Raw genomic sequence first — 16140 nt, 5'->3', positions numbered from 1 at the left:
ACTCGGACCATGTCGGGCAGGATCGTGATCGCCGGAGCCGGTGGGCAGCTGGGCGGCTATTTGACCTCGCTAACCGCAAGTCAGGGCCGTGACGCGGCGGCGCTGACGTCGTCGCAGTGGGACATCACCGACCCCGCGGCCGCCGAGCGGATTGTGCGGCCCGGCGACGTGGTGATCAACTGCGCGGCCTACACCAACGTCGACGGCGCCGAGAGCGACGAGGCCGGCGCGTTCGCGGTCAACGCAACCGGGCCCGGGCACATCGCCCGCGCCTGCGCGCGGGCCGGCGCGCAACTCGTCCACGTCTCCACCGACTACGTGTTCAACGGGGACTTCGGCGGCGCGGCGCCCCGGCCGTACGAGCCCACCGATCAAACCGCGCCGCAGGGTGTCTATGCCCGCAGCAAGGTCGCCGGGGAGCAGGCCGTGCTCGCGGCGTTGCCGGAGGCCGTCGTCGTCCGCACCGCATGGGTCTACACCGGCGGCACCGGGAAAGACTTCGTCGCCGTCATGCGCCGGTTGGCCGCCGGCGACGGGCCGGTGAACGTGGTCGACGACCAGACCGGTTCACCGACCTACGTCGCCGATCTGGCCGCCGCGCTGCTGCAGATCGTCGACGATTGCGTGCCCGGTCCGATCCTGCACGCCGCCAACGAGGGCGCCTGCTCGCGCTTCGAACAGGCCCGCGCCGTCTTCGAGGAATGCGGCGCCGACCCGGAGCGGGTGCGACCGGTCAGCACCGACCACTTCCCCCGCCCGGCGCCCCGGCCCGCCTACTCCGCGCTGTCCAGCGGCCAGTCGGTCGCGGCGGGGATGCGGCCCCTGCGGCCCTGGCGCCCTGCGCTTGTCGCGGCGCTGACCGCCGCCAATAGCGATGCCGCGGCCGATCGACCGTTACCCTCTACGCGTGACTGACGTCCTGCCGGTCGTGACGGTGACCTACTCACCGGGTCCGCACCTGGAGCGCTTCCTTGCCTCGCTGTCGCTGGCCACGGAGCGAGAAGTGTGCGTGCTGCTGGCCGACAACGGCTCCACCGACGGCACCCCGGAGGCGGCCGTCGAGCGCTATCCCAACGTGCGGCTGTTCCGCACCGGAGCCAACCTCGGCTACGGCACCGCGGTCAATCGCGCGGTCGCCCGACTGGACCGCGGCCTGGACGAGGATGGGGACTGGGTGATCGTCGCCAACCCGGACGTGCAGTGGGGGCCGGGCAGCATCGACGCCCTGCTGGACGCCGCCTCGCGCTGGCCGCGTGCCGGCGCGCTGGGCCCGCTGATCCGCGACCCCGACGGCTCGGTGTATCCGTCGGCGCGACACCTGCCCAGCCTGATCCGCGGCGGCATGCACGCGGTCGTCGGACCGTTCTGGAAGAACAACCCGTGGTCGGCGGCGTACCGCCAGGAACGGCTGGAGCCCAGCGAGCGGCCGGTCGGCTGGCTGTCGGGGTCCTGCCTGCTGGTGCGCCGCTCCGCGTTCGGCCAGATCGGCGGGTTCGACGAGCGCTACTTCATGTACATGGAAGACGTCGACCTGGGCGACCGGCTGGGCAAGGCCGGCTGGCTGTCCGTCTACGTGCCGTCGGCGGAGGTGCTGCACCACAAGGGCCACTCCACCGGCGGGGATCCGGCCAACCACCTGGCCGCCCACCACAAGAGCACGTATATGTTTCTGGCCGACCGGCATTCCGGCTGGCTGCGCGCCCCGCTGCGCTGGACCCTGCGCGCCTCGCTGGCGGTGCGCTCCCGGCTGATGGTGCGCAGCGCGCTGCGCGCGTCCGGCCGGCGCAAACTCCTAGAAGGGCGACACTGAGGTGGCAACTCCAGACGTCGATGTGGTGATCCTGGTCGGGGGCAAGGGCACCCGGCTGCGGCCGCTGACGCTGTCGGCGCCCAAGCCCATGCTGCCCACCGCGGGGCTGCCGTTCCTCACGCATCTGCTGTCGCGGGTCGCCGCGGCCGGCATCGAGCACGTCATCCTCAGCACGTCGTATCAGGCCGGGGTGTTCGAGGCGGAATTCGGTGACGGGTCCAAGCTGGGCCTGCAGATCGAATACGTCACCGAGGAGCGGCCGCTGGGCACCGGCGGCGGCATCGCCAACGTCGCCGGACACCTGCGGCACGACACCGTGATGGTGTTCAACGGCGACGTGCTCTCCGGGGCCGACCTGGGCGAGATGCTCGACTTCCACGCCGCCCGGCAATCCGACGTCACCCTGCACCTGGTGCGGGTGGGCGACCCGCGGGCGTTCGGCTGCGTGACCACCGACGACGACGGCCGGGTCACCGCCTTTGTGGAGAAGACGCAGGATCCGCCGACCGACCAGATCAACGCCGGCACCTATGTGTTCTCGCGCCAGGTGATCGACCGCATTCCGCGTGGCCGGGAGGTCTCGGTGGAACGCGAGGTGTTCCCCGCGCTGCTGTCCGATCCCGACGTGAAGGTCTGCGGCTACGTCGACGCCAGCTACTGGCGCGACATGGGCACCCCGGAGGACTTCGTCCGCGGCTCAGCGGATCTGGTGCGCGGCATCGCCCCGTCGCCGGCGCTGCACGGCCACCGCGGCGAGCAGTTGGTGCACGACGGCGCGGCGGTGTCGCCGGGCGCGGTGCTGATCGGCGGCACGGTGGTCGGGCGGGGCGCCGAGATCGGCCCCGGCGTCCGGCTGGACGGCGCCGTGATCTTCGACGGCGTCAAGGTCGAGGCCGGCAGCGTGATCGAGCGCTCGATCATCGGCTTCGGCGTGCGCATCGGCCCGCGGGCGCTGATCCGCGACGGCGTGATCGGCGACGGCGCCGACATCGGGGCGCGCTGCGAGCTGCTGCGCGGCGCCCGGGTGTGGCCCGGCGTGTCGATTCCCGACGGCGGCATCCGCTACTCGTCCGACGTGTGAGCCGGCTTCGTGCGCGGGCGTAGGGCCTGGGCCACCAGATAGGCCAGCGCGTAGTCGGTCCCGCCGGGCAGGGCGTCGGCGGGCCACCACCGCAGGTCCTCCGACTCGTCGCTGATCGCGATCTGCGCGCCGGCCGGCGCGTGCGCGACGAACTGCAGATCCAGGTGACGGGTCGGCACGCCCAGCGAGCAGGTCACCGGATGCACGTGCACGGCGGCCAATCGGGGCTGCATGCTCAGCCCGTCGATGCCGGACTCCTCGGTGGCCTCGCGCAGCGCGGCAGCGGCGACGTCGGCGTCGTCGTCGTCACAATGGCCGCCCAGCTGCACCCACCGGCGCAGGCGGCGATGCAGGGTCAGCAGCACCTGACCGCCGGTGTGGTCGAGCACCAGCGCCGACGCGGTGACGTGGCCGGGCACGCACTCGCGCCGGCAGGCGTCGCTGCGGGCGTGCGCGAACGCCAGCACGGCGTGCCGCAACGAATCCTGGGCCGGGTCGGGCGGTTCCCAGTCCGACAGCAGCGCGATCGCCGACTCCCGAACGCTCATCGCGATCGCCGCCGTTTCCGCCGATCTCGCAGCGACACCCAGGCCGCGCGGCAGTCCGCCACCGCCTCGGCCGGCAGTCCCAGGCCGTCGATCAGCACGCGGCGGTCGACGGCGTCGAGCGCCTTGTCGATCTCGTTGGCCTTCAACAGCAGGTCCACGTCGCGGGCGAGTCCGGCGTCGGCGTGCACCGGCGGGGGAATGGGCAGCTGCTCGGCTTCGCGGGGCTCCAGCTCCAGAACGCCCCCGCCGTAACTGCGCCCCATGATCTCGGCGAAGGCGAACGTCACGCTGTTGTGGAACACCGCGGCCAGCGCGGGCGGGTCGACGTCGGCGGTGAGGCGCACCCGATGCACGGTGTCGGTGCTGGTGGCCGCGGCCGCGTTGACGCTCAGCCGCGGCGCCCGGTGGATCTGGCGCAGCAGGAACAGGTCGGGCGCCCACAGCGACGGCGTGCCCCACCACGGCTTGCGGATCGAGCATTTGTAGCCGCGGTGCACCCCGGCCGCCTCGCCGGCACGTATGTGCGCGCGCAACGCGGGATCGGCCGGCTGGTGCGGCGCGTTGAGCAGCCAGCTGCGCTGCCCGGCGGCGACATCGGTTGCCCGGCAATCGGTGTCGTATACCAGCCCGGACAGCTGGGCGCTGCGCGATACCAGCGGGACGCAGTGCGGCCGCAACCCGAGCTCGCCCACCTGGGCGTCGGTGAAGGTGAAGAAGGCATTGCGCCCGGTCACGATCCCGACGTCCACCTCGGCGACCGACCCGAGCCGGGTCAGGGCGGGCGAGCGCGTGAGCGTACGCAGCCGCCGGATCGCGGCGGGTTCCAGAAAATACTCGGTCCACTTCTCGTCCTCGTGCAGCTGCGCGGGCCCAAAGGGATGGTGCTGCACGGTCAGATCGGCGTCGGCCAGCGCGTCGGCGTCCTCGAGGTGGACGGTGCGGATGCGCGCGGGGCCGGCGCCGACCACACCGCAGAACAACACCACCTCCTGCAGGATGCCGTCGAACACCAGGCGCTCGAAGGTCAGCAGGGTGATCTCGGCGAATCGGCTGCGCAGAAAGTCGCGCAGCTGCGCGGCGTAGGTGACCTGCAACAGTTCGGCGGGCAGCACCAGGCCCACCCGTCCGCCGTCGCGCACCAGCATCGTGCTCGCCACCACGAACGGCACCCAGGCGTTGGTCAGCCGGGAGGGGCGCAGCCCCTCGCGCCGCATCAGGTCCAGCGCCGGATCGCGCTGCTGCGCCGACCAGTTGCCGAACCGGATGTAGGGCGGATTGCCGGCGACCCCGTCCCAGCCGCCGGCCGCGGCGGTGGCCAGCCAGGCGAACAGGCTCTCGGCGTCGACCGGAGCGAACCGGCGGGACTTGGCCGCCTCGTCGGCGATCAGCTCGACGCCGCGCACCTGGTCGCTGAGGCGAGCCAGCTCGCGCAGGATCGCGCCGTCGCCGCACGAGGGTTCGACGATCTTGGGTCCCGCCGCGCGGACCCACGCAGCGAGGAAGCGCGCCACCGGGGCGGGGGTGTAGTAGCCGCCGCGGGCCTTGTCGGCCGACGCCGCCGCCTTGCCCGCGAAATTCATGGGCTCAGTATCACTTGCGGATCAGCAGAATCACTTGCGGATCAGCAGATCGCCGGGGTCTGCCGGATCACGGGGCCCGCCCGGTTCGGCGGCATAACCGATGGCGACGGCGCCCAACGGCTCCCAGTCGGGGGGCAGCCCCAGCTCGGCGCGCACCAGGTCCGCGGCGAAGATCGTCGAGCCGATCCAGCAGCTGCCCAGCCCGCGGACGGCCAGCGCGACCAGGAGGGCCTGCACGGCCGCGCCGACCGCGACGGTGAACATGGTGTGCTCGGCGTCGGTGCGGGCGGCGTCGGGATAGGAGTGCGCGCCGTCGGGCACCAGGATCGGGATGACGACTTCGGGCGCGTCATAGAGGATCTGGCCGCGCGCCACCCGGCGGTCGATGGAGTCGGCGGGCCGGCCGTCACCGGCGAGGTCGGCGCGCCACTTGTCCTTCATCCGGTCCAGCAGCCGGGTCCGGGTGGCCGGCGTCTGCAGCCAGACGAACCGCACCGGGCGGGTGTGGTGCGGGGCCGGCGCGGTGAGTGCCTCGGCGACGGCGGCCTCCAGCAGATCCTCCGGCACCGGCTCGGCGCTGAACCGGCGCACCGACCGGCGCAGCAGCTGCGCCTCACGGCGGCCCATCTCGAGGGCTTCGGCGGTGCCGAGCCAGAACAGGTCCTCGGTGCCGGGCCGCAACAATCGCCGCGCGGTCGAACCGTCGTCGGTCACCGACAGGCCGCGCACCACCGCCACCGGCATCGCGGTCAGTTTGCCCTTGACCAGATCGGCGGCCGCGGCGATCTCGTCGGCGATCGCCACCTCGGTGACCAGCAGCTCGTTGCCGTGCTGATCGACGGCCCCCGAATAGCCGTGCAGCACAGTCAGACCCGCCGCGCCCACGGCGGCGTCGGTCTGGCCGTTGCGCCAGGCGCGGCCCATCGTGTCGGTGATGACCACGGCGACTTCGACACCGAGCCGCTCGCGCAGCCCGGCCCGCAGCGCCGCGGCGCTGCCGTCCGGGTCGACCGGAAGCAGCGCCAGTTCGTCGCGCCCGACGTTGGATCCGTCCACGCCCGCGGCGGCCTGTACCAGGCCGATCCGGTTCTCGGTGATCAGCGTCCGGCCCTTGCGGGCCAACACCCGGACGGCTTCGTCGTCGACCAGCTTGCGCCGCAGTTGGTCGCGCTCCTCGGGATCCCGCGGCGCCGGCACCAGCCGGCCCTCGCATTTGGACACCGCCTTGCTGGTGACCACCACGACGTCGCCGTCGCGCAGCCACGGTGCGGCCGCGGTGACGGCCGCACCCAGATCGTCGCCGGGCCGGAATTCGGGCAGCCCGGCGACGGGCAGGATTTCGATCGCGGCTGCGGTGCCGTGCTCGCCGGGCGGGCCGGTCACGGGGACACCCCCGCCAGCTCCAGCCCGGCCCTGACCATCTCGGCGGTCGCCTTGGGGTCGGCCATCACGAGCGGCACCGAACGCACCGCGACGCCGTCGATGTCGGCGCGATCCTCCTCGCTCACCAGCCAGCCGTCCAGGATGCCGGTGCCGCGGCGGGCGCCGTAGTGGCGGCCGACCGCCTCGGCGGTCGACTCGACCCCGATCACCGACAGGCAGGCATCGGCCATGCCGCGCAATGGCTTTCCGCCGATGATCGGCGAGTACCCGACGACCGGGGCGCGCGCCGCGCGCAACGCCCCGCGAATGCCGGGGACGGCGAGGATTGCGCCGACGCTCACCACCGGGTTCGACGGCGCCAGCAAGATGACGTCGGCGTCCGCGATGGCCGCCGTGGCATCGGTTGTGGCGGCCGCCTTTTCGGCGCCGACGAAGGCGAAGCTGTGCGTGGGTACCTGGGCCCGGTAGCGCACCCACCACTCCTGGAAGTGGATGGCCCGGCGGCTGCCGTCGTCGGGATCGGTTATCACCACATGGGTCTCGCACCGGTCGTCGCTGGCGGGCAGCAGCCGCGCGCCGGGTTGCCAGCGGTCGCACAGCGCGGTGGTGATCTGCGACAGGGGGTAGCCGGCGTTGAGCATCTGGGTGCGGACCAGGTGGGTGCCGATGTCACGGTCGCCGAGTCCGAACCAGTCCGGCTGCACTCCGTAGCGCGCCAATTCCTCTTTGGCGTGCCAGGTTTCGTCGCGGTGCCCCCACCCTCGCTCCGGATCTACACCTCCACCTAAGGTGTACATGCAAGTGTCCAAATCGGGGCAGACCCGCAGTCCGTGGATCCAGGCGTCATCGCCAATGTTGACGATCGCCGACACCTCGTGACGGCCCGCCTCGCTGTCCGGGCGCTGTTGCGTTTGAAATTGACCGAGCCCGAACAGCTGTTGAACCCCCAGCAGGAAGCGGGCGCCGCCAACCCCACCGACCAGAACGGTGACCTTCACATTGCACGACAGTACTGCCCGGCAACGGTGCCGTGGCGGGCCCGTCTGGGGTGCCTCAAAGTTGCGGTTCCCCAGCGGTTGTGGGTAACTCGTGGGAAAGTTGAGGGTTGTGTGATCGACACGCCGAAGGCGCAAGACAACAGAAACGCCGAAATTCGATCACGAGATGGTATGGAAATGCGCCGAAGTGCTTGACCCGGCAGATCAACCCGTGTCTAATCACAACAGTGTCATTTCCCGGTTGGCCGGCCGACTCCGGTGTCGCAGACCGAGATTCGATCACTTGTTCGAATTGTCTGTACATCAGAACAGTGGGAAACCAATCACTCTCTCTCAATCAAGCTGAGGAGGCGGACGACCGTATGTCATACGAAACGTTTCGAGGCGCCATGGCGAGCACGCCGCATACCGACATCGACCCGGCACTGGACCGTCCCGCTCGGCCGCATCTGACCGTGGTCCCTGATGCGCCAATCGGTTTCGAGCCCGAGCCCCTGCCGGAGCCGGCCGCCGACCAGTGGCAGGACCGGGCGCTGTGCGCCCAGACCGACCCCGAGGCCTTCTTCCCGGAGAAGGGTGGTTCCACCCGCGAGGCCAAGAAGATCTGCCTGGGGTGCGAGGTGCGTCATGAGTGCCTCGAGTACGCCCTCGAGCACGACGAGCGCTTCGGTATCTGGGGCGGTTTGTCCGAACGCGAGCGCCGCCGCCTCAAGCGCGGCATAATCTGACGCACGCTGATCGCAACGCGCGCTGAGCGTTCAGCACTCGACGCGCAATGAGAGTTATTCGTCGTCGATCGTCGGATCGATGACCGACGGCTCGACGTCGAGGTAGATGGCGACCTGGGCCACCAGGATTTCGTGCAGCAAGTCGCCGAGCTCGACGGTGTCTTTGGCCCTGCGCTCAATTGGCTTGCGGAACAACACAATTCGCGCCCGCGTGGAGTTGCCGCGGATGTCGACGCCGGCCGGGATCAACCGCGCCAGCGGGATCGGCCCATCGGCGATCACCTCGGGTGGCCACTGCACACTCTCGGGATCTTTGGCCGAGATGCGCGGAATCTCATCCACCGCCACGTCCAGCTCGGCCAGCCGGTCCTGCCAGCTCCGCTCGATCGGTTCGTAGGCCTCCAGCACCGCCATGTCGAACCGCTCGGCGCGGCTGCGCCACGCCGGCACGGTCGGGGGCAACAGCGGTCCGCGCATATCGCGGCCCCTGCGGAAGAGTCGATGGGTAGCGGTTCGCCGCGGAGCCGAACCGTCGGAAAACCGATCTCTTCGCGGGGAACTGCGCGAATCGCCCACGCGCCCGATGGTAACGGTTGCACATCGAGGCCCCAGGAGTTGCGCGTGTCCGGCGCTTCGGCGGCGTTTGCGCACGATAGCCTTTCGCTCGTGAACGTTCCCCGTCGCTGTTGCCGGCCCGGGTGCCCGCACTACGCCGTGGCGACCCTGACGTTCGTCTATTCGGACTCGACGGCAGTCGTCGGTCCGTTGGCGACCGCGCGGGAACCGCATTCCTGGGATTTGTGCGTCAACCATGCCGGCCGGATCACCGCGCCCCGCGGGTGGGAGCTGGTACGCCACGCCGGCCCACTGCCCACCCACCCCGACGAGGACGACCTGGTCGCCCTGGCCGACGCGGTGCGCGAGGGCGGCGGCGAACGCGGAGTCCCGTACCTCGCCGCGACGCCGGTGAACGGCTTCGCCGACGCGCACATCCACCATGGCGGAGCGCAGGCCACCGCGCCCAGCAGCAGCCTGCTGGCACCGCCCGAGCATCGGTCCGGACGGCGCCGCGGACACCTGCGCGTGTTGCCCGATCCCAGCGACTAGTGACGGGCCCGGCGCGAAATCCTCACGCACCGCGGCGGCTCCAGTTCTTCGTGGCCCGATAGGCTGACGGCCAAGAGTTCACGTCGTCAGGAGTCCCGCATGTCTCGGCCCGCCGCGACTGTCCACCGTGTCGTCAAGGCTTACGACGTGCGTGGGTTGGTCGGCGAAGAGCTCGACCAGCCGCTGGTCACCGATCTCGGTGCGGCCTTCGCCCGACTGATGCGCGGCGAGGGTGCCCTACAGGTCGTGATCGGCCACGACATGCGCGACAGTTCGCCCGCGCTGGCCGCCGCGTTCGCCGCCGGGGTGACCAGCCAGGGGCTGGACGTGGTGCGCATCGGCCTGGCGTCCACCGATCAGCTCTACTTCGCCTCGGGGCTGCTGGACTGCCCGGGCGCCATGTTCACCGCGAGCCACAACCCGGCGGCCTACAACGGCATCAAACTGTGCCGGGCGGGGGCCAAACCGGTCGGCGCCGACACCGGCCTGCGCGTCGTCGCCGATGAGGTGATCGCCGGCGTCGAGGGCTACGACGGGGAACCGGGAACCGTCAGCGACCGCGACGTGCTGACCGACTACGGGCAGTTCCTGCGGTCCCTGGTGGACACCTCCGGGCTGCGGCCGCTGCGGGTGGCCGTCGACGCCGGCAACGGCATGGCCGGCCTGACCACGCCCGCGGTGCTCGGCCCGATCGGCTCGATCACGTTGGAGCCGTTGTACTTCGAGCTCGACGGTTCGTTTCCCAATCACGAGGCGAACCCGCTGGATCCCGGCAACCTGCTGGACCTGCAGGCCTATGTGCGCGAGACCGGCGCCGACATCGGGCTGGCCTTCGACGGTGACGCCGACCGCTGCTTCGTGGTCGACGAACGCGGCGACCCGGTGTCGCCGTCGACGGTGACCAGCCTGGTGGCCGCGCGCGAACTGGGCCGGGAGATCGGCGCGACGATCATCCACAACGTGATCACCTCGCGCGCGGTGCCCGAGCTGGTCACCGAGCGCGGCGGCACACCGCTGCGCTCCCGGGTGGGGCACTCCTATATCAAGGCGCTGATGGCCGACACCGGCGCGATCTTCGGCGGGGAGCATTCGGCGCACTACTACTTCCGCGACTTCTGGGGCGCCGACTCCGGGATGCTCGCGGCGCTGTACGTGCTGGCCGCGCTCGGCGAGCAGCACCGCCCGCTGTCCGAGTTGACCGCGGACTACCAGCGCTATGAATCGTCCGGCGAAATCAACTTCACGGTGGCCGACGCCGGCCACTGCACCGAGGCGGTGCTGAAGTCGTTCGGCGCCCGGATCCACTCCCTCGATCACGTGGACGGGGTGACGGCCGATCTGGGCGACGGCAGCTGGTTCAACCTGCGCAGTTCCAACACCGAGCCGTTGCTGCGGCTGAACGTGGAGGCGCGCACCGCCGAGGACGTGGCCGCGGTGGTCGCCCAGATCAGTGCGGAGATCACCGCGGCCGCCGGGGCGGGCGTGAAGGCCGCCCCGTGAACGCCACCCGGGCGATCGATCTGGAGGACACCGAGGGCCTGCTGGCCGCCGATCGCGACGGCCTGCTGCGGGCGGCGTCGTCGGCCGGTGCCCAGGTGCGTGCGATCGCCGCCGCGGTCGACGAGGGCGCGCTGGACCCGCTGCGCGCCGAGGAGCGTCCGCGCAGTGTCATCTGGGTGGCCGGGCGCGGTACCGCCGAGACCGCCGGCGCGATGCTGGCCGCGACCATGGGTGGCATCGCGTCGCAACCCTTCACTCTCGCCGACGCGGCACCGCCGTGGGTGGGTCCGCTCGATGTGCTGGTCGTCGCGGGCGGCGACCCGGGTGATCCGGCGCTGGCCGCCGCCGCCTCGACCGCGTTGCGCCGCGGCGCGCGGGTGGTGGTGGCGGCGCCGTATGAGGGCCCGCTGCGGGACGCCACCGCCGGGCGCGCCGCGGTGCTGGCGCCCCGGCTGTCGGTTCCCGACGAGTTCGGCCTGTGCCGCTACCTGGCCGCCGGGCTGGCCGTGCTGCACGCCGTGGACCCGCGGCCCATCGTCGACCTGGCGGTGCTCGCCGACGAGCTGGACGCCGAGGCGCTGCGCAACAGCGCCACCCGCGAGCTGTTCACCAATCCGGCCAAGCTGCTGGCCGCGCGGATCGCCGAGCGCCAGGTGGCGCTGGCCGGCGACGGTGCCGCGACACTGGTGCTGGCCCGGCACGGCAGCTCGGTGCTGCTGCGGGTCGCGAACCAGGTGACCCCGGCGACCGGGCTGGCGGACGCGCTGGTCGCCCTGCACGCGGCGGCCTCGGACGGCTTCGAGGATCCCGACGCCGCCCTCTTTCACGACGAGGAGATCGACGGGCCGCTGCCGCAGCGGTTGCGGGTGCTGGTGGTGGTCCTGGCCGCCGAGCAGGCGGCGGTGGCCGCCCGGACCGCCGGGCTGGACAACGTGTACCTGCTCGCGGCCGAGGATGTGCCCGACGGGCCCGGCGGCTCGGCGGGCTACGACGTCTCGCCGGCGCTGGGGGGCCCCGGTAGCCCCGAGCAGCAACTGGCAGTATTGGCCGTCCGGCTCGAGATGGCCGCGGTTTATATGCGACTGGTACGGGGATAGATACAACAGTGGAACTGCTTCGCGGGGCCTTGAGAACCTATGCCTGGGGTTCGCGTACCGCCATCGCCGAGTTCACTGAGCGTCCGGTGCCCGCAGCGCATCCGGAGGCCGAGCTCTGGTTCGGGGCGCACCCCGGCGATCCGGCCTGGCTGGAAACCGACAACGGCGAGATCACGTTGCTGGACGCGCTGGTCCGCGACCCGGAGGGACAGCTCGGTCCGGTGTCGCGGGCGCGCTTCGGTGACGTGCTGCCGTTCCTGGTCAAGGTGCTGGCCGCCGACGAGCCGCTGTCCCTGCAGGCCCACCCGAGCGCCGCGCAGGCGGCCGAGGGCTACCTGCGCGAGGAGCGGGTCGGCATTCCACTGACCTCGCCGGTGCGCAACTATCGCGACACGTCGCACAAGCCCGAGTTACTGGTCGCGCTGCACCCGTTCGAGGCGCTGGCCGGGTTCCGGCAGGCCTCCCGCACCGTCCAGCTGCTGCGCGCCCTGGCCGTCTCCGATCTCGACCCCTACATCGACCTGCTGAACGATCAGTCCGACGCCGACGGGCTGCGCGCGCTGTTCACCACCTGGATCACCGCGCCGCAACCCGACATCGACGTGCTGGTGACGGCCGTGCTGGACGGCGCCATCGCGTATTTGAGCTCGGGTGCAACCGAATTCGCCGCCGAGGCCAAGACGGTGCTCGAGCTCGGCGAGCGCTATCCCGGTGACGCCGGCGTGCTGGCGGCGTTGCTGCTGAACCGCGTCAGCCTGGCCCCGGGCGAGGCCATCTTCGTCTCCGCCGGCAATCTGCACACCTACCTGCGTGGCTTCGCGGTTGAAGTGATGGCCAACTCCGACAACGTGTTACGTGGCGGCCTGACCCCCAAGCACGTCGACGTGCCCGAGCTGCTGCGGGTGCTGGACTTCGCGCCCACCACCGAGGAGCAGCTGCGCCCGCACATCCGCCGCGAGGGCTTCGGCCTGATCTACGAGACCCCGACCGACGAGTTCGCCGTCGCGCGCCTCGAGCTCGACGACGAGTACGTCGGCCATGAGGTGGACGCCACCTGCAGCCACGACGGTCCGCAGATCCTGTTGTGCAGCCAGGGATCCACGACGGTGCACGGCAAATCGGGGTCGCTGACGCTGAAGCGGGGGATGGCCGCCTGGGTGGCGGCCGACGACGCCCCCATCCGGCTGGTCGCGCACGAACCCACCAAGCTGTTCAGGGCGACGGTTGGGTTGTGAGGGGGCTAATCCCGATGGTGGCGACCCGCTTCGCCCGGCTCCGCCGCGCTTGCGATCGCCACGCGCCGTTTGGTGGCTTCCCGCCGCTCGCCCAGCCACAGCCGCAGGTTGTGCGCCATCGCGCGGCCGATGATGCGCGGCGGCGGAACCATATAGAGGCTGTCGAGTAGCGAGAATCGCCGCAAGAACCACTCCGCCAGCACGGGTTCGGTCTCGGCGGCGCCCAGGAACTGGTCGAACAGCGCGCCCGAGGGCCGCCACCACCAGGGAACCGGGCCGTTGGCGCCGGCATGGTGGAACGTGACGTCGCCGATCGCGTTCATCATCCACACCGGGAAGGTGCTCTTGGCGGTGGCCCGGTTCAGCTCCGCGGCGACCTCATCGTCGGGGAGTCGCAGCGCCCGGCGTAGGTGCCCGGCCTGCAGCGAGGTCATCGTCATGCCCTGCCCGTAGGTGGGATTGAAGCTGGCCACCGCGTCGCCGAACGCGATGATGCCGGCCGGCAGTCGGTGCAGCTTGTCGTAGCGGCGCCACTTGCTGGCCGGGAAGGCATGAAACGCCGGATCGCCCAGCGGCTCGGCGCGCGTCAGCGCGGCGTTGAAGTGGGGCGGGAGCAACCGGGTCGCCAGCTCCAGCATCTCGGGGAAGGTTTTCGGCGGTTTGGCGTTTGCCACACCGAACGTGGTCAGCACCCAGGCGCCGTCCTCGTAGCACAGCATGCCCAGTCCCAGGGACTGGTCGTGGGAGGCGCCGGCGACCACCACCTTCTCCGCGATCAGCCCGTCGGGGATGGCAAACCGCTGGGTGGCGTAGTGGATGCCGATGTCCAGCACCTGTTCGACCGGGCGCTCGAACCCCCAATCCGTCAACCACACCGGCAGCCGGGTGCCGCGGCCCGCCGCGTCGACGACCAGGTCCGCCGCCACGAACTCCGGGCCGTCGTCGTCGGGGCCGGAAGGATCCAGCAGCACGCCGGTCACCCGTTGTCGCGCGCGGTCGTACCGCGGCTCGGCCACCGAGCGGCGCGCCACGCTGACGTTGTCGAGGTCGCGGACCCGTTTGCGCAGCTGCCATTCCAGGTGCGGGCGGCTGGGCACGTAAGCGGTGAATTCGTCCCGCAGGGTCTGCCCGGTGCCCAGCACGTGGCCGGCGGCGCCCAGGTGGATGCAGTCGGGCCGGTTCTGCAGCTTGACCACGCCGGCGGACACCATGTCGTCGAGCAGGCCGGGAAAAAGGTCCTCGAATTCGATGGCCCCGCGCGCCATCAGCATGTGCAGGTGGCGGTCCTGGGGCACCGTCGCGCGGTTCGCCGGTTCGCCCGGCAACTCGTCGCGCTCGTACACCGTCACCCGTGCATACGACTCCGAAAGCACCCGCGCCGCGCAAAGACCGGCGATGCTGCCCCCGATAACCACGGCATGGTCCCTGGCCGTTGCTGGGCTATCCGGCATTTGCGCAGAGTACCCAGTACTGTGACGGACCAACGGCTCCCAGCGGTGGGAAAGGGCAATGCATGGCCAATCGATGGCGGACCAAGTCGATCGAGCAATCAATCGCCGACACCGACGAGCCGGACACCAAGCTGCGTAAGGATCTGACCTGGCGAGACCTCGTCGTATTCGGGGTAGCGGTGGTGATCGGCGCGGGCATCTTCACGGTCACCGCGTCGACGACCGGCGACATCACCGGCCCGGCCATCTGGGTGTCGTTCGTGATCGCGGCGGCCACCTGTGCGCTGGCGGCGCTGTGCTACGCCGAGTTCGCCTCGATGCTGCCGGTGGCCGGTAGCGCCTACACCTTTTCCTATGCCACCTTCGGTGAGTTCCTGGCCTGGATCATCGGCTGGAACCTGGTGCTGGAACTGGCGATCGGCGCCGCCGTGGTGGCCAAGGGCTGGTCGAGCTATCTGGGCACCGTGTTCGGATTCGCCGGCGGCACGGCGCAATTCGGCTCGGCCCAGGTGGATTGGGGGGCCTTGGTGATCGTCGCGATCGTGGCGACCCTGATCGCGTTGGGCACCAAGTTGTCATCGAGGTTCTCCGCGGTGGTCACCGCGATCAAGGTGTCGGTGGTGATCTTCGTCGTGGTGGTGGGCGTCTTCTATATCAAGCGCGCCAACTACTCGCCGTTCATCCCCAAGCCGGAAGCCGGCCGCGAGGCCAAGGGCATCGACCAGTCCGTGCTGTCGTTGCTCACCGGCGCGCACAGCAGCCACTACGGCTGGTACGGCGTGTTGGCGGGGGCGTCCATCGTGTTCTTCGCGTTCATCGGGTTCGACATCGTCGCCACGATGGCCGAGGAGACCAAGAATCCGCAGCGCGATGTGCCGCGGGGGATCCTGGCGTCGCTGGGCATCGTCACCCTGCTCTACGTCGCCGTCGCCATCGTGCTGTCCGGCATGGTCTCCTACACCCAGCTCAAGACGGTCCAGGGCCGCGGGCAGGCGAACCTCGCCACCGCCTTCACCGCGAACGGCATCCACTGGGCGAGCAAGATCATCTCCATCGGCGCGCTGGCGGGACTGACCACCGTGGTGATGGTGCTGATGCTGGGCCAGTGCCGGGTCCTGTTCGCGATGGCGCGCGATGGGCTGCTGCCGCGGTCGCTGGCCAAGACCGGCTCGCACGGCACCCCGGTGCGCATCACCGTGCTGGTCGCCCTGGTGGTTGCCGTGACCGCGTCGGTGTTTCCCATCACCAAGCTCGAGGAGATGGTGAACGTCGGAACCCTGTTCGCCTTCGTCCTGGTCTCGGCCGGCGTGATCGTTTTGCGCCGGACCCGGCCGGATCTGGAGCGGGGTTTCAAGGCGCCGTGGGTGCCGCTGCTCCCGATCGCCTCGATCGCCGCGTGCCTGTGGCTGATGCTGAATCTCACCGCGCTCACCTGGGTGCGGTTCGGGGTGTGGTTGGTGGTCGGCGCCGCGATCTACGCCGGCTACGGCTACTGGCACTCGGTGCAGGGCCGGCGTGCGGAGGGCGAGACCGAACGCAGCGATTCGCTCGCGGCCGACCCGCACAGCCCGGTGCCCTAATCGCCGTCGTTTACAAATCGGCGTCTTTTGTCTAGACAGGAG

At 70.7% G+C, this 16140-nt stretch carries 15 protein-coding genes; 9 read left to right on the top strand and 6 right to left on the bottom strand.

Annotated features, from left to right (window positions below):
• The first annotated feature begins 9 nt into the window (after positions 1 to 9).
• From rfbD to ACIUM1_RS08965, 3 genes are read left to right on the top strand one after another with little or no spacing between them, the layout of a single operon-like run.
• The gene (rfbD, locus tag ACIUM1_RS08975) at positions 10 to 915 is read left to right on the top strand and encodes a dTDP-4-dehydrorhamnose reductase (protein ID WP_406816832.1); all 906 of its coding nucleotides are present in this window, start codon (positions 10 to 12) and stop codon (positions 913 to 915) included.
• Complete coding sequence (locus ACIUM1_RS08970; protein ID WP_406816831.1) at positions 908 to 1810, top strand: glycosyltransferase family 2 protein; 903 nt, start codon at positions 908 to 910, stop codon at positions 1808 to 1810. Before rfbD ends, ACIUM1_RS08970 begins: the two co-directional genes overlap by 8 nt.
• Position 1811: 1 nt before the next feature.
• Positions 1812 to 2891: a sugar phosphate nucleotidyltransferase gene (locus tag ACIUM1_RS08965; protein ID WP_406816830.1), complete on the top strand. Its 1080-nt coding sequence runs from the start codon at positions 1812 to 1814 to the stop codon at positions 2889 to 2891.
• Here ACIUM1_RS08965 and ACIUM1_RS08960 read toward each other — a convergent pair.
• Genes ACIUM1_RS08960 through cofD form a run of 4 tightly spaced genes read right to left on the bottom strand, consistent with a single transcriptional unit; the run spans position 2873 to position 7400 of the window.
• A complete protein-coding gene (locus ACIUM1_RS08960) occupies positions 2873 to 3439 on the bottom strand; it encodes an NUDIX domain-containing protein (RefSeq protein WP_406816829.1) in 567 nt (188 codons plus the stop codon). The two genes, ACIUM1_RS08965 and ACIUM1_RS08960, sit on opposite strands and share 19 nt — an antisense overlap.
• On the bottom strand, positions 3436 to 5019 hold the full coding sequence (locus tag ACIUM1_RS08955) for an Eco57I restriction-modification methylase domain-containing protein (protein WP_406816828.1): 1584 nt from the start codon (positions 5017 to 5019) through the stop codon (positions 3436 to 3438). The genes ACIUM1_RS08960 and ACIUM1_RS08955 overlap by 4 nt, the downstream gene beginning before the upstream one ends.
• A 30-nt stretch (positions 5020 to 5049) precedes the next feature.
• Entirely contained in the window at positions 5050 to 6402 is a 1353-nt protein-coding gene (locus ACIUM1_RS08950; RefSeq protein ID WP_406816827.1) for a coenzyme F420-0:L-glutamate ligase, read from the bottom strand.
• Positions 6399 to 7400: a 2-phospho-L-lactate transferase gene (cofD, locus tag ACIUM1_RS08945; protein WP_406816826.1), complete on the bottom strand. Its 1002-nt coding sequence runs from the start codon at positions 7398 to 7400 to the stop codon at positions 6399 to 6401. Before cofD ends, ACIUM1_RS08950 begins: the two co-directional genes overlap by 4 nt.
• A gap of 389 nt (positions 7401 to 7789) precedes the next feature.
• Here cofD and ACIUM1_RS08940 point away from each other — a divergent pair, with 389 nt between their 5' ends.
• Complete coding sequence (locus ACIUM1_RS08940) at positions 7790 to 8128, top strand: WhiB family transcriptional regulator (protein ID WP_406817603.1); 339 nt, start codon at positions 7790 to 7792, stop codon at positions 8126 to 8128.
• 54 nt (positions 8129 to 8182) lie between these two features.
• On the opposite strand, the gene ACIUM1_RS08935 is transcribed toward ACIUM1_RS08940, so the two are convergent.
• On the bottom strand, positions 8183 to 8605 hold the full coding sequence (locus tag ACIUM1_RS08935) for a metallopeptidase family protein (RefSeq protein ID WP_406816825.1): 423 nt from the start codon (positions 8603 to 8605) through the stop codon (positions 8183 to 8185).
• A 189-nt stretch (positions 8606 to 8794) separates the two neighbouring features.
• Between ACIUM1_RS08935 and ACIUM1_RS08930 the strand changes: the two genes are divergently transcribed.
• The 4 genes from ACIUM1_RS08930 (at position 8795) to manA (ending at position 13067) form a co-directional block, all read left to right on the top strand.
• Positions 8795 to 9235, top strand: coding sequence for a DUF3499 domain-containing protein (locus tag ACIUM1_RS08930; RefSeq protein ID WP_406816824.1), 441 nt, complete (start codon positions 8795 to 8797; stop codon positions 9233 to 9235).
• Between the two features lie 99 nt (positions 9236 to 9334).
• Entirely contained in the window at positions 9335 to 10735 is a 1401-nt protein-coding gene (locus tag ACIUM1_RS08925; protein WP_406816823.1) for a phosphomannomutase/phosphoglucomutase, read from the top strand.
• On the top strand, positions 10732 to 11832 hold the full coding sequence (locus tag ACIUM1_RS08920) for a TobH protein (RefSeq protein ID WP_406816822.1): 1101 nt from the start codon (positions 10732 to 10734) through the stop codon (positions 11830 to 11832). Before ACIUM1_RS08925 ends, ACIUM1_RS08920 begins: the two co-directional genes overlap by 4 nt.
• 8 nt (positions 11833 to 11840) lie before the next feature.
• Positions 11841 to 13067, top strand: a complete 1227-nt coding sequence (manA, locus tag ACIUM1_RS08915; RefSeq protein WP_406816821.1) for a mannose-6-phosphate isomerase, class I — start codon at positions 11841 to 11843, stop codon at positions 13065 to 13067.
• 5 nt (positions 13068 to 13072) lie between these two features.
• Here the strand turns inward: manA and ACIUM1_RS08910 are convergent, their stop codons facing one another.
• Complete coding sequence (locus tag ACIUM1_RS08910) at positions 13073 to 14482, bottom strand: FAD-dependent oxidoreductase (protein ID WP_406817602.1); 1410 nt, start codon at positions 14480 to 14482, stop codon at positions 13073 to 13075.
• Between the two features lie 98 nt (positions 14483 to 14580).
• On the opposite strand from ACIUM1_RS08910, the gene ACIUM1_RS08905 reads away from it, so the two are divergent.
• Positions 14581 to 16098, top strand: coding sequence for an amino acid permease (locus tag ACIUM1_RS08905; RefSeq protein ID WP_406816820.1), 1518 nt, complete (start codon positions 14581 to 14583; stop codon positions 16096 to 16098).
• Positions 16099 to 16140: the final 42 nt, after the last annotated feature.

Origin of the sequence: Mycobacterium sp. M23085, from assembly GCF_045343915.1 — a bacterium.
GTDB lineage: Bacteria > Actinomycetota > Actinomycetes > Mycobacteriales > Mycobacteriaceae > Mycobacterium.
Note: the sequence above shows the minus strand (reverse complement) of the source record. Positions and strands in the feature narration are given on the sequence as shown.